Genomic DNA, 13224 nt, shown 5'->3' with positions numbered 1-13224 from the left:
ACCATGCCGGATGGGGGTTTTAACTTTACATTTCAAAAGCCGACTTTACTTAGATTTAATTTTGCAACATCAAACCACCGATGCCACCCGACGCTTGGCCTCCTGAGCGTCAGCCACATCTTCCAATGCCTTAGCTGCCAGCAAATTCTCCTCGGCCATCATCGGTACCCGGCCCAGCGGATCGAGGCCAATATTGAGCAGGTAGTTGATGCCGAAGTCGTTGAGATGTTGCTTATAGCGGAAGAGCGTGCGCGGTGTTTTCCAATTTTGATCGTGATATGAAAAGCCCCACGAATCATTGATGGTGCCGGCGGTTTCGTACAGGCCCAATGGTGATGGCTTAAACCCGGAAAGGTCATTGAAGTCCACGTCGGTCTTGTTCATGTCCTCTTTGTGTTTAGGAATTTCATTGTCACCGAGCGAGACATAGTCGTATTTGCCGTTGCCTAGGCGCGAGTTGATGAGGCAGTTTGGCTGCAGGTCGCGAACCGTGTCGTAAATCATTTGGCTTTGCGCATCCGACAGCGTCATCGGCACATCGAACCAGGCAGTGGCAATGTCGCCGTAGTGGGTCATGATTTCTTTGATTTGCGGCAGAATTTTGCGGTCAAAACAGCGATCGAAGTTTTTTTGCTTTTCATCCGGGAAGTCCCAGCTGTTGTCCCAAGTCGTCCCAGCCGTTTCAACATGGTTGGATTTGTAGCCGCCGCCGTCTGGTTCGTGCCAGTCGAGGTCCTGCGAGTAGTAGAGGCCGAATTTCAGCCCAGCGTTGCGGCAGGCTTCTGCTAGCTCGCCGATGACGTCGCGGTGGAACGGGGTGGCGTCATAGACGTTGTACGCATCGACTTGTGAGTGATACATGGCAAAACCATCGTGATGTTTGGTGGTGACCACCAGGTATTGCATGCCGCACTTTTTTGCTAACGAAACAATCTTATCCGCATCGAAGTAGATGGGATTGAACGCCGTGGCCAGTTGCTCGTATTCGGCGTTAGGAATTTGGAACTTGGATTGAATCCATTCGGCGTAGACACTCGATGATTCGCCGCGGTATTCCCCGGCCAGCAACGAGTACAGCCCCCAGTGGATCATCATGCCATACTCGGCTTCTTTGAACCATTTCACTTGATCGTTCACGAAAACATCCTCCTTTTTAAATGGTTAACTCATCCTTTTTAACAACAATCAGGTCGTAAGCGGCGAGGAGGACGAAGAAAAAGCCGCTCCACAAAATCATATTGCCTGGGCCGGCATTGCCGACCATGCCGCCGAAGAATTGGAAGAAGTACGGGGCTACCAGCCCGCCGATGTTGATGCCGATGATGATAATCGAGGTCGTGAAGTTCATCGAATCTTTTGGCGAATAGTGCACCATTCTGGCGGTTAGCGCCGGGTGGACGATGCCGTTGCAGAAGCCTGACACCAGGACCAGCACCAGTAAAAGCGGAATCGATTCGGTGAAGGCCATGACGATCATGGTGGTGGCGACAATCAGTTCGGCGATGGCCACGGTATACTTGCCGAACCACTTGGCAATTTTCTCAAACGCCACGCCGGAGACAATCGAGCACAAAACCAAAAATCCGAAGATGCGGGTTGCGTCCGCCGCCGTACCGACGTGGTTATTGACCATATAGCTGGCCAACTTCAGTCCGATCGCCGAGTAGAAAAGGCAAACGAACAGGAAAATAATCGCTAGCTGAATGACGCCGCCGTTGGTTGTTGGCTTGGCTTTGGCCACTTCTTCAACGACTTCGCCACCTTCTTCAACCACGATATTGTCATATTGCTTAGGCACCAGCATCATGACCAAAATAATCGGCACCAGCAAGAAGAGGAAGACTAAGTAAGTCGTGTGCCAGCTGATGTTGATCAAGAACCCGGCAATGAAAAGCATGATCGCATCGCCAATCGAGCCCACCGAATTACGCCAACCCAACAAGCGATTCCGGGTTTCTTCAGGGAATAAGTCGGTAATGTAAGACACACTCAGCGGGGTGAAAACGCCCATGCCGACGCCAAACATCGCACGGGAAATCAAGATCGCCGGGTAGCTGAAGAAGAACGCTGGAATGATGCCGAAAATCAGCGAAATAGTCAAGCCAGCGATCACCGTATACTTTTTACCCAGCAAGTTGGAGACCAAGCCGCTGATAACGGTTCCCAGCAGGACGCCAGCGGTTGGAATCACCACCAGCAATTCCACGTTGGCGCGGGAGACATCGGAAAAATATTTTTCCATTAACGGGATCGTGCCAGACACGGCATTGCTGACCGATATCAGAAACGAAATCGATAAAATGCCAAGCGCTAAAAACGGTGAGCGCTTGTCTTCGGGGACGTTGGTAGATGTTAACATGATGCCACTTCCTTCGTTAAGTTTTGTCGCGTTTCGTTACCCAACCAGTAAAAATGCGCCGGCAATGTGCGGTATGACACGGTTTGCGGCGACTAATAAACCGAGGCGCCTGTGAAAATATGAATATTTTAGTATATACTAGTTAGTACATACTGATTATAACCGGTCACTTGTTGAAAGACAAGCAAAAATGAAAGGGCATACATTAGCGTTCTGAAGCCGTTTTCTGGTGGTACCAGGTTCACGCTGCCGGTTCAGGATGTTCTTTTGTGCCGGCAGAAACCTTAAACACAAGAGCCGCTCGTAGGTGCCATTTTTAAATTCGCGCAAACGGTTGCAGTTTAAAAGTAGATCAAATAGTATATACTAAAAAGTATAGATGCGCAGCGGGCCGCATGAACTTGAACACCATGAATCCTAGCGACAGTCCGCCCACCAAGAAACCGGAGGCTACAAAATGGCAAAATTTGAAGAAGTCGCAGATGAATTGAGTCGCCGTGTCCGTGATGGCATTTACACCACAAGTCAGCGCCTGCCATCCGAATATGATTTAGCCAAAGAGTTCGCGGTCAGTCGGTTGACGGTTCGCAAAGCCATCGACTTGTTGATTCGCAAGCAACTGTTGGTCAAATCGCCAGGCAAGGGCACGTATGTCATGTCGTATTCGGATAAAGTCGAAAGTGGGCGGATGGGGCTGCAAGGGTTCACCGAAGCCGCCAAAGCATACGGCAAAAAAAGCCGCACCGAAGTCATCAGCTTTGGGCCGCTGGAGCCGATCCCGGAAGAAATCGGCCGCGTGTTGGGCTGTGACCAACAAGTTCATAAAACCGTCGACTTATTGGTACGGCGCCGGTTCTGGGACGAAGAGCCGATGACGGTCGAGCATATCGCCATCTGCCACGAATACATCGAAGGCCTGCAGGCGCAGGACTTTGAAGGCTCGCTTTTTGCGCTACTCGAAAAGCGGGTGGCGATTGCCTACTCACATCAGGAAGTCGAAGCGGTGCTAATGGATCCGGATTTGGCTGCGTTGCTGGATGGGAAAAAAGGCGATCCGATTCTACTGGTCCATTCTGTGACTTACACGGCAGATGCCAAACCGATTCTGTACGATATTTCCTATTACCGCGCCGACAAGTATTCCTTTAAGTCAACGCTAACCCGCGATCACGTCTGAAGCCAAAGGAGCAGAACCCGGTGAAAAAAGAAACGTTGGCCGCCTTATACGATGCACATCGAACGGAATTCATGGATGCACTGCGCTCAATCATGCAAATCAAAAGCGTGCGCGGCCCAAGTCGTCCCGACGCGCCATTCGGTTCCGGCCCGCGCGCAGCCCTGGACGCAGCGGCCGAACTTGGCACAGCGTATGGCTTTCAAACCAAAGTGATCAATGGCGCCATGACGGCCATCCAGTGGGGTGACGACGATCATCACTACATCGGGATTGTCGGCCACTTAGATGTCGTCCCGGCCGGTGAAGTTGCGTGGCATTTTCCACCGTACGACCTCACCGAGCAAAACGGCCGCTTGTATGGACGCGGCATTCTCGACAATAAGGGGCCGAGCATGGCATGCTTGTTTGGGATGAAGCTGTTGAAAGAGGCTGGTTATCGACCGAAAAGAACGATTCGTCTCATCTTAGGTTCAGACGAAGAAAGCGGTTCGGCTGATGTGCCGCGCTACCTTGCCAGTCAAGCACCGCCTGACTTTGGCTTCACGCCGGATTGCAAATTTTCAGTCGTATATGGCGAACGTGGCATCGTGAATTATCAATTAACCACGCCGATCACGGATGGGTCCCTCGCCAACATCGGCGAAATCCGCGGCGATCAGGCCAGCGACCACGTTCCCGATCAGTTGGAAGTGCCGGTTAATGACCAGCTGATTCGAGCCACCGGCAAGCGGGCACCCAGCAATGCGCCCGAACTCGGCGATAATGCGATCACTCGCCTAGCCGACACATTGCTCAACCAACCTGCAGTCCACGGGCAATTCGCCGACTATTGCCGGTGGCTAGTCACCAAACTAGCCGACCAGCACAATGGCGCGGGATTAGGCATGGCGTTTGCCGATGCGGCCAGTGGCAATCTCATCGTTACCCCGTACCAATGGCAAAAGGCGGGCCAAACGCTGACTTTGCGCCTAGCGATGCGTTATCCGGTCACTTACCACGAGGCAGATGTTACGCAGGCACTGGCCACATCGGTTTTACCGCGAACAGCCATTGAAGTCATTCGCAGCCTGCCTGGCGTTTTGCACGATCGCCATGATCCGCGCCTGCAGGACTTAAGCCAAGCCTATGAACAAATCACCGGCCGACCGGGGCAACTCGTCACCACCACCGGCGCGACCTACGCCCGAACCATGCCGAATATCGTGGCATTTGGCCCGTCTTTTCCCGGGCAAAAAGGCATTGCCCATAATGCAGATGAATGGATGGACGAACAGGATCTTAAACTGAATATGCTGATTGATATGACTGCGATGATGAAACTAGGAGGAATGACCGATTGAATAAAACTACGTGGGGCGCAATTGCCACTTGGCGGATGGCGCATGATGGCGTTAAGCAGGCCAGCCAGATGCTGCAAGCCAATGGCAGCGCCGGGGATGCCGTCGAGGCGCTGATCAAAACTGTTGAAGCCTACCCCTATTACAAATCGGTTGGCTACGGCGGTTTGCCTAATGAAAATGGGGTCGTGGAAATGGACGCCGCATTTATGGATGGCGATACCCTGGCTCAAGGTGCCGTTGCCGGTATTCACAATGTTTTCCACGCTGTATCGGTGGCGCGGGCACTCAGCCATGAGCACTACAACAGTTTTCTGGTCGGCGAAGGCGCCACACAATACGCGCAGCTAAACGGCTTTGAAATGCGCAATATGTTGACTGATCGCGCCAAGCAACGCTGGGAAAAGCGGCGTCAGGAAATCGCCGACACCAAGGTCAAACCCTATGACGGCCATGACACGGTCGGCGCGATCACGCTGGCACCGAGCGGATCGATGGCCGCGGCCACCTCAACATCCGGGCTGTTCATGAAGCGTCCCGGTCGCGTAGGCGATTCACCGCTCTCCGGCTCCGGCTTCTACGTGGACAGTGACGTTGGCGGCGCTGCAGCAACCGGCCTAGGCGAAGACATCATGAAAGGGTGTCTCTCCTATGATATCGTTCGCCGCATGGGCGAAGGCCGAACCCCGCAACAAGCCTGCGATGAAGCCGTCTACCCGTTCATCGAAAAGCTGAAGCGCCGCTACGGCAAAGCCGGCGAATTCTCCTTGATTGCATTGGATCGTCAAGGCAATTGGGGCGTGGCGACTAACGTGGAATTCACCTTCAGTGTGGGCACCGCCAGCCAAGAACCGGCTATTCTGATCGCGCATCCGGGCCCGAACCAAACGACGAACATCGAACCGATCACCCAGGCGTGGCTCGATGCTTATGAAAAGCGCATCAAGGCACCGATTGAATGAGATTATCTTGGAAAAAGAGGAAACAGCCACATGAAGCAGTACTTAGCCATTGACGTTGGCGGAACCACGACCAAATATGCGTTAGTCTCTGACCAAGGCGATTTGTCCAAACAAGGCAAACAAGCAACCGTCCATAGCAACTTAGCTGATTTCATGGTTGCCATGATCCAGCTTACTCAACGCTATCAAACCCAGATTGCCGGCATCGGCCTAGCGTTACCCGGCGTTGTCGATCCGCGACGAGGCATCGTCAAAGCCTGCGCTGCCTTACCTTTTTTGGAGAATGTCGCACTAACCACACGCCTCGCTGATGCTGCCAAAATAACGGTGCCCGTCGTCCCCGAAAATGACGGCAACGCAGCGGCACTAGCCGAATTCTGGCGCGGGCAACTTGCCGGCACTACCAACAGCGCCATGGTCGTCTTAGGCACCGGCGTTGGCGCATCACTATTCATCAATGGCCAACTCTACACCGGAAGTCATCAAGTCGGCGGCGAACCAAGCTTCATGGTCACCAACGGCTTGCGCCCGATCACGCGCGACCAGACTGCAGCCGGACTCTCTGCCGTCAAAACTGTCAACGCCATGGCCGCTGCCCTCAACATCCACCGAACACCACTGGGTCAGCGCGTCTTCCAAGCGCTCAAACCCAACACGCCTGCCGCAGCCATCCTCGAAATCTTCACCCGCGGCGTGGCAGCCATGATCTACAACATGCAAACCGTATTGGATCTGGAAAAAGTCGTCATCGGCGGCGGTATCAGCGCCCAACCACGCGTTATCGCCGCCATTCAGTCAGGTGTAGCGGCATATCGCAACGTAACGCCGCTTGCTGCCCGCACCATCCAGATGCCGGTGATTGAAGCAGCTAAATACCGCAACGAGGCCAACTTGATTGGTGCGGTGGTGCCACTGTTGCAACGCACGGGCATCCACTCTAAGTCTTAGCATCGCCAAAGAATCAAATAAAAAACCAACAGCAGCGCAACTTCCAAATGACAAGAAGTTGCGCTGCTGTTTTGGTTTTTGTCCTTCAAGGAATCACCCATGCAGCTGAAGTGCCAGCTTACTGGCAAACCACTGGCGGCCGTCTGCTGTTACGGTGACAATGCGCGAATTTGGCGTTTGTTGCACATAGTCGTTGGCTAATAGCCCTTTGAAAAGTGCATGTCCCCATGCACCGCCCAGATGAAAATCGCGCTCGCTCCAGTCAAGGCAGGCAACGGTATTTTGGCGTCTGGCACGATCGATAGGATCGGGATCAATGGCCAGTTCCGCTTTCAGAAAACCCTTACCCGCCGACAATACTTCAAGACGATGGTCCGAATGCGCCATCACAAAATGCCGCTCTTCCAACGCATGCAGTAAGCTGACCGCGACTTTGCCGGCTAAATGGTCATAACAGGAACGACAATAAGTCATTGCGGTTGCACTTTGCCGCTGGCTCAAGCGATGTTCGATTTGTTTGGGAGCCACTGAGCTTAAGGATTCAAAAGTGGCCGCTAACTCATTGGAAGCCAAGCGATAGTAATGATGCCGACCACTTTTAATCTGATTGACAACGCCAAGCGCCCACATTCTATGTAAATGATAGCTCACGGTTTGCGGCGTCACCGGCAGCCGCTGAGTGATCTCAGATAAGGTATAGGCTTTGCCGTCCATTAAGACATCAATGATAGCCGAACGGGTATTATCAGCAAGCATCGCCGCCAAATCCGTCACGTTTGGAGCCGCGACAATTCGATCTTCAGAACATGCCATATTTCGATCCACCTCGATTATTACTTTTGTTATGGTTATACCACTAACTGGTCAAGGAAGGAATGTTGGCAATGCTGGTACCCTACACGACTAAGAAACTCTACTACGCTTATCCAATCTTCATCATTGGTTATCAAGATGACCGTTGCCGCTACAATGTAACCACCTGCAGTTCATCGTATTCCTTAGGCGACATGTTCACCTTCAGCGTGGCCAACGACGAAAATGTTGCCAAGCAGCTGCAAAGAACCCGCCACTGCACGATCAATTACATGACAAGCGCTCACTTAGATCAAATCGAATATGCCGGCTACCTACATCGCCGCGAAAAGTTAAACAGTGGGCAGCTACCACACCAGATTGACCCCCAAACTGATCTGCCGATTCTAACGGATGCCTTAAGCACACTCTTCATTGATATCGAAAAAAGCGTTCCTTATCACGGCTACATCAACTTCATCGGCCACATTACCCGCCGATTGGTACAAGAAGACGCGCTTCAAAATGGGCGCCTCAATGTTGCCACCATCACACCAGCGCTTTATGCAGGCGATCAACATCAGCGGGTTTATCGTGAAGTCAATCAGCAAGTCAACACAACCGGACAATTCTTCCGTCAGCGGACCCGATTAAGCAAGCACCACGAGGAATAGACGTTAAAAAGTTGGCTTAGATCATGGTCATGCAGGTAAGCCTCTGCATGTACTATTCAAGAAGAATCGGAATGGCTAATGCCCACGACACGGAAGCTCATGTATGAAGGCAGTTGGGAAAAGGCGGTCAAAAAAAGTGCCAGCAAAGTTGCTAGCACCCAATAGTTAACCCGCTGTCAAACAATGAATGAATCACGAGGCGGATGATGAGCCATCCTTCCGCGGAATCCGCTTAATGACCCGTGCAGGATTACCGGCCACCACCAAATTCGCACCAAAACTGTGCGTGACCGTGGCATTAGCACCAATCACCGTATTATCGCCAATCGAAACACCAGGCAACACCACAGCGCCACCGCCAATCCAGACATTGTTACCAATCGTAATCGGGGCACCTTCACCGATGCGTTCCCGCCGCCTCTCCGGATCAAGGGGATGCGACGCCGAATAAAGCTGCACCAACGGCCCAAACATACAATCATCGCCAATCGTAATCGGCGCAATATCCAGCATCACATTGTTGTAATTGCAAATAAAGTTATCACCTACATGAATGTTGTACCCAAAATCGCAATGAAAATCAGGCTGAACATAAACATTCTTACCAACACTGCCAAACAACTGCCGAATCAAGCCAATCTTATGCGCATCATCCGTCGTACAACGATTAATCTCCCGACACAACGCCCGCGCCCGCTCCTCATCCGCCGCCAACTCCTCATCAAAAATCCGATAAGGCTGCCCAGCAAGGAACTTCTGCTTTTCCGTCGTCAATGAAATCACTTCCTTGGTTAAATTAAAGCGGTTTCCTTTGGGCGGGGGCAAGGGCAGGAGGTTGGGTGGTTGGGACAGAAGGTTTGATTTAGAAGTTTGGCCAATGAAAAAGTACTGACCTCATTTATTACGGTGAGGACAGTACTTTTTTGAATTTAAAAGAAATCAGACTTTGTTTGTTTTATCCGTTTCAAGTTTGGCAAGTGTTGATTTGAGTTCGTCCCAGAATTCATCTTCGCCAATACCAGTTAGTAATCCAGTTCCGTTAATCACAGGAATCCCATAGTCCGCTTTTGGCAATGGGCTAGTAAAAACGATCAAGTCATAATGACCACTATCGACTAATTGCTTTGCCTCTGTCGGTCTTGCTTCGGTGGCGTTGACATGATAGCCATCACTTTTTAAGTTATCCGTGATCTCACCGGCTATCATCGATGATGTCACCGTACCAGAACCGCAGACAGATAACAGATTAATTCGCTTGCTCATAGTGCTTACCCCTTTTATCATAGTGTAGAAAGCCCTTACATCGAAACAATTATGGCATTCATTTTTTGAAATTGCAAGGATTTAGCTTTTCTATCATTGGCAAATTGTTTGCAAAAAAGATATAATTGGTTTGCAAACTGGTCGTTAATTATTTTAAAGAGGGACTTCGGAGGTAATCGTATGAAAATCGATGAACGTAGGCGTTATATCCTAGACGCCGTTAATCAAAATAAAAATGTGAGAATTTCAGCGTTGAGCAAGAAGATGGCGGTCTCACGGGAAACCATTCGCAAAGATATTTATAACTTGGCGGAGAAGGGGCTCGTTAGCGCGATCAGAGGCGGAGCAGAGGCAGTCGATGATGATCCGACATCACGATTTGATCAGCGGAAAGCGGTCAATCAAGATGCAAAACGTGAAATGGCACAACGAGCTCTGTCGTATATAAAAGATGGCGCCACGATTTTCTTGGACTCCGGAACCAGTTCATATGAATTAGCTGAAGCCCTTAAGCAGGAACCTCGCCATGATTTATCAATCATTACTAGTTCCACCTTTGTAGCGCAGACCTTGCTTGTTATGAAAGGTATCCAAATTGTTTTGCTTGGCGGTGTCGTCCGTGGAGATGAAGGATCGGTATCAGGGCCAATTGCCTTGCAAGCAATTGAGTCGATTTATGCTGACGTTGGCTTCTTTGGCTGTGGAGGGATCGATGAGGTCTCAGGTATTACGAACCGCTACTTGGAAGAATCCCAAACGGCCAAAGCAATGAAACAGCATTGCCGAACAAGCATTGTTTTGGCGGATCATAGTAAATTTGGCGCTAGCTCATTAGTCAGCATGTTTAAGTTAGATGACGTTGATTTCATCATCTCCGACTCTGGTATCAATAAGGATCTAGTTCAGCATATAGGCGTGAAAAACCTTGTAGTTTGAACATTGAGCTTTGAAAATTTGCTTCGACTAAAAAGCTCCTCTGTAGCAGCATTCCGATTTTGAACATTGGAAGATGCTTGCAGAGGAGCTTTTTAAACTATTTCCCAAGGAGGATGAAACTTACTTCAACGGTTCCCATTTCCATTCTTCGACTTCCGGCAGATCGGTCCCGGCTTCACGAATGAAGTCGTGGTGCTTCTGCAGGAGATCATCCATTTCCTGCATCAGATGAGCGCCTTTTTCGTTGAAATCTGGCACATCTAGGACGGCTTCCTTAACCAAGTGGAAGCGATCAAGGTCGTTACGTACCCGCATATCAAATGGGGTGGTGATGTCGCCTTCTTCACGATAACCGTGAACATGCAAGTTATGGTTATGACGATCGAAGAAGATGTCCTTGATCAGGTCGTCATAGCCGTGATAGGCGAAGATGACTGGTTTGTCTTTGGTGAAGTACATATCGAATTCGTCGTCGGACAAGCCACGTGGATCGTCTTTCTTCAGCTTAAGCAGATCGATGACATTGATGAAGCGAATCTTGAGGTCTGGCAAGGCCTTGTGCAGGATGGAGATGGCGGCCAAGCTTTCCAGCGTTGGTTCCGAACCGGCAGCCGCAATAACCAGATCCGGCTCAGCGCCTTGGTCGGTGCTGGCCCAATCGATGATGCCGAGGCCTTTTTCAACCAGATCCTTGGCTTCGGTGTCCGTAAACCACTGCGGACGCGGATGCTTGCTGGAAACGATCAGGTTAATCAGTTGTTTGGAATCAACGGCCTTGTCGAAGACCCGCACCAACGTGTTGGCATCGGCTGGCAGATAAGCGCGGATGTACTTGGTCTTCTTTTCTGCCAAGTGGCTGATGACGCCAGGATCCTGATGGGAATAACCGTTGTGATCCTGCTGGAACGCGGTGGAAGAAGCGATGACGTTCAAAGATGGTACATCAGCACGCCAGTCGGCTTCTTCATGGGCATTGCGTAACCACTTGAAGTGCTGGGTGAGCATGGAATCAACCACGCGCAGGAAGGATTCGTAGCTGGCAAAGAAGCCATAACGGCCGGTTAGGGTGTAAGCCTCTAACATGCCTTCATCCATGTGCTCGGAAAGCATCGAATCAATGATCCGGCCATGTGACGCTAACAGGGCATCATATGGCGGGTCAGTTGGTTCCATCCACTGCCGCTTCGTTGCTTCAAAGACCTTATTTAATCGATTAGACAGGGTTTCATCTGGTCCAAAACCGCGGAAGTTCTTGTTCTTATCATTGAGTTTGATCAGGTCACGAATGTAAGCGCCGAGCACCATCATGTCCTGCCCTTCAATAGCGCCATGATCCTTGTTGTCCAAAGCGTAATCAGATGGATTTGGCTTCTCCAGATGCTTGGCCAATTGACCACCGTTCGTCACCGGATTCATGGCCATGCGCTTGTCACCCTTAGGAATGATCGCCTTAATGTCAGCTTTCAGGGTGCCATCGTCATTAAACAATTCTTCCGGATGGTAGGACTTCAACCAATCAACGAGTTGATCGGCATGTTGCATATCGCCTTGGTCCACCGGAATTGGAATCTGATGGGCACGGAAGGAACCTTCGATCGGTTCGCCGTCCCATTCTTTCGGACCGGTCCAGCCTTTAGGAGCGCGGAAGACCAGCATCGGCCATGCCGGACGGCTTTCATCATCGTTATCCTTAGCGTTCTTCCGAATCGCCTGGATCTCTTCGATGATCTTGTCCATTTCGGCTGCCATGAGCACATGCATCTTAGCTGGATCCTTGCCTTCGACAAAATGCGGATCCCAACCCAAGCCTTTGAAGTAATCTTCCAGCTCTTCATGGGATTCCCGTGACAAAACGGTTGGGTTGGCAATCTTGAAGCCGTTCAGGTTCAAGATCGGCAAAACTGTCCCATCGGTCACTGGATTGAGAAACTTATTAACTTGCCAGGAAGTTGCCAACGGACCAGTTTCCGACTCGCCATCACCTACGCCAACCGCCGCAATCAAGCCTGGATTGTCCAGCACCGCGCCGGCACCATGAAGGATAGAGTAACCCAGCTCGCCGCCTTCGTGAATGGAACCCGGTGTCTTCGGATCGGCATGTGACGCCACCCCACCAGGGAACGAGAACTGTTTGAACAGCCGTTGTAAGCCCTGCGCGTTCTGTTCAATCTTTGGATACAGTTCCGAATAACTGCCATCCAAATAGGAGTTAGAGACCATCACCTGGCCGCCATGACCCGGACCTTCAATGTAAAACATGTTCAAGTTGTACTTGTTAATGACCCGATTCAAATGGGCGTAAATAAAGTTCTGACCCGAAATCGTTCCCCAGTGACCAATCGGATGCACTTTAACATCTGATGCCTTCAATGGCCGCTTCAACAGCGGGTTGTCTTTCAAGTAAAGCTGACCGACCGACAGGTAGTTAGCCGCCCGCCAATACTTATCGACTTCAGCCAAATATTCTTTCGACGAATAGTCGGTGGTTTTTTCAATTGTTTGGTCCATAATTGGCAATCTCCTTTGCAAAATGTTCGCATATTGTTGTCTACAAACCGTATAGTATATCTAAATGTAACCGATTGCAATTGTTAATTTGCTAAAAGGGCAAGATAAGCACAAAAAATCCGTAAAAAAATCGAAGCAGACTTTTTGCCAAGATAAATAATGAGCGAAGTTTAGGATTAAGAACTTGAAGTGCATTTATGCTTAAGAAGGAATGCCTATAAATAAAGGGGAGTTAACGATGCATTAGTTTTTATGAACCTTGTTAAGA

At 50.5% G+C, this 13224-nt stretch carries 12 protein-coding genes; 6 read left to right on the top strand and 6 right to left on the bottom strand.

Annotated features, from left to right (window positions below):
• Positions 1–69: 69 nt before the first annotated feature.
• A complete protein-coding gene (locus LACPH_RS13350; RefSeq protein ID WP_274785236.1) occupies positions 70–1137 on the bottom strand; it encodes an alpha-L-fucosidase in 1068 nt (355 codons plus the stop codon).
• A 16-nt stretch (positions 1138–1153) separates the two neighbouring features.
• Positions 1154–2359 (bottom strand): MFS transporter, encoded by a 1206-nt coding sequence (locus tag LACPH_RS13345; protein WP_274785235.1) that lies wholly within the window; start codon positions 2357–2359, stop codon positions 1154–1156.
• Positions 2360–2816: 457 nt separating this feature from the next.
• Here LACPH_RS13345 and LACPH_RS13340 point away from each other — a divergent pair, with 457 nt between their 5' ends.
• The 4 genes from LACPH_RS13340 to LACPH_RS13325 are packed head-to-tail and all read left to right on the top strand — an operon-like array spanning position 2817 to position 6783.
• Positions 2817–3536 carry a GntR family transcriptional regulator, LSA1692 subfamily gene (locus LACPH_RS13340; RefSeq protein ID WP_087913065.1) on the top strand — a complete coding sequence of 240 codons (720 nt, stop codon included), beginning with the start codon at positions 2817–2819 and terminating at the stop codon, positions 3534–3536.
• Between the two features lie 20 nt (positions 3537–3556).
• A complete protein-coding gene (locus LACPH_RS13335) occupies positions 3557–4876 on the top strand; it encodes a Sapep family Mn(2+)-dependent dipeptidase (protein WP_274785234.1) in 1320 nt (439 codons plus the stop codon).
• Positions 4873–5835, top strand: a complete 963-nt coding sequence (locus LACPH_RS13330) for a glycosylasparaginase (RefSeq protein WP_274785233.1) — start codon at positions 4873–4875, stop codon at positions 5833–5835. The genes LACPH_RS13335 and LACPH_RS13330 overlap by 4 nt, the downstream gene beginning before the upstream one ends.
• Before the next feature lie 30 nt (positions 5836–5865).
• Positions 5866–6783, top strand: a complete 918-nt coding sequence (locus LACPH_RS13325; RefSeq protein ID WP_306387059.1) for an ROK family protein — start codon at positions 5866–5868, stop codon at positions 6781–6783.
• Positions 6784–6876: 93 nt separating this feature from the next.
• Here LACPH_RS13325 and LACPH_RS13320 read toward each other — a convergent pair whose 3' ends face one another.
• Positions 6877–7596 (bottom strand): winged helix-turn-helix domain-containing protein, encoded by a 720-nt coding sequence (locus tag LACPH_RS13320; RefSeq protein ID WP_274785231.1) that lies wholly within the window; start codon positions 7594–7596, stop codon positions 6877–6879.
• A gap of 71 nt (positions 7597–7667) precedes the next feature.
• On the opposite strand from LACPH_RS13320, the gene LACPH_RS13315 reads away from it, so the two are divergent.
• Complete coding sequence (locus LACPH_RS13315) at positions 7668–8249, top strand: flavin reductase (protein WP_274785287.1); 582 nt, start codon at positions 7668–7670, stop codon at positions 8247–8249.
• A 192-nt stretch (positions 8250–8441) separates the two neighbouring features.
• On the opposite strand, the gene LACPH_RS13310 is transcribed toward LACPH_RS13315, so the two are convergent.
• Positions 8442–9023, bottom strand: coding sequence for a sugar O-acetyltransferase (locus LACPH_RS13310; RefSeq protein ID WP_274785230.1), 582 nt, complete (start codon positions 9021–9023; stop codon positions 8442–8444).
• A gap of 165 nt (positions 9024–9188) precedes the next feature.
• Positions 9189–9512, bottom strand: a complete 324-nt coding sequence (locus tag LACPH_RS13305) for a PTS sugar transporter subunit IIB (protein ID WP_047106919.1) — start codon at positions 9510–9512, stop codon at positions 9189–9191.
• 180 nt (positions 9513–9692) lie between these two features.
• Here LACPH_RS13305 and LACPH_RS13300 point away from each other — a divergent pair, with 180 nt between their 5' ends.
• Complete coding sequence (locus LACPH_RS13300) at positions 9693–10448, top strand: DeoR/GlpR family DNA-binding transcription regulator (RefSeq protein ID WP_049170800.1); 756 nt, start codon at positions 9693–9695, stop codon at positions 10446–10448.
• 120 nt (positions 10449–10568) lie between these two features.
• Here LACPH_RS13300 and LACPH_RS13295 read toward each other — a convergent pair whose 3' ends face one another.
• Complete coding sequence (locus LACPH_RS13295; RefSeq protein ID WP_306387056.1) at positions 10569–12956, bottom strand: phosphoketolase family protein; 2388 nt, start codon at positions 12954–12956, stop codon at positions 10569–10571.
• Between the last annotated feature and the right edge of the window lie 268 nt (positions 12957–13224).

This window comes from Lacticaseibacillus parahuelsenbergensis (assembly GCF_030770265.1).
In the GTDB taxonomy this organism is placed as follows: Bacteria; Bacillota; Bacilli; order Lactobacillales; family Lactobacillaceae; genus Lacticaseibacillus; species Lacticaseibacillus casei.
Note: the sequence above shows the minus strand (reverse complement) of the source record. Positions and strands in the feature narration are given on the sequence as shown.

Excerpts from the sequence above, each read along its gene's own strand:
- LACPH_RS13305 (WP_047106919.1), bottom strand. The coding sequence starts at position 9,512 with ATGAGCAAGCGAATTAATCTGTTATCTGTCTGCGGTTCTGGTACGGTG.
- LACPH_RS13295 (WP_306387056.1), bottom strand. The coding sequence starts at position 12,956 with ATGGACCAAACAATTGAAAAAACCACCGACTATTCGTCGAAAGAATAT.
- LACPH_RS13315 (WP_274785287.1), top strand. The coding sequence starts at position 7,668 with ATGCTGGTACCCTACACGACTAAGAAACTCTACTACGCTTATCCAATC.
- LACPH_RS13300 (WP_049170800.1), top strand. The coding sequence starts at position 9,693 with ATGAAAATCGATGAACGTAGGCGTTATATCCTAGACGCCGTTAATCAA.
- LACPH_RS13320 (WP_274785231.1), bottom strand. The coding sequence starts at position 7,596 with ATGGCATGTTCTGAAGATCGAATTGTCGCGGCTCCAAACGTGACGGAT.
- LACPH_RS13340 (WP_087913065.1), top strand. The coding sequence starts at position 2,817 with ATGGCAAAATTTGAAGAAGTCGCAGATGAATTGAGTCGCCGTGTCCGT.
- LACPH_RS13345 (WP_274785235.1), bottom strand. The coding sequence starts at position 2,359 with ATGTTAACATCTACCAACGTCCCCGAAGACAAGCGCTCACCGTTTTTA.
- LACPH_RS13325 (WP_306387059.1), top strand. The coding sequence starts at position 5,866 with ATGAAGCAGTACTTAGCCATTGACGTTGGCGGAACCACGACCAAATAT.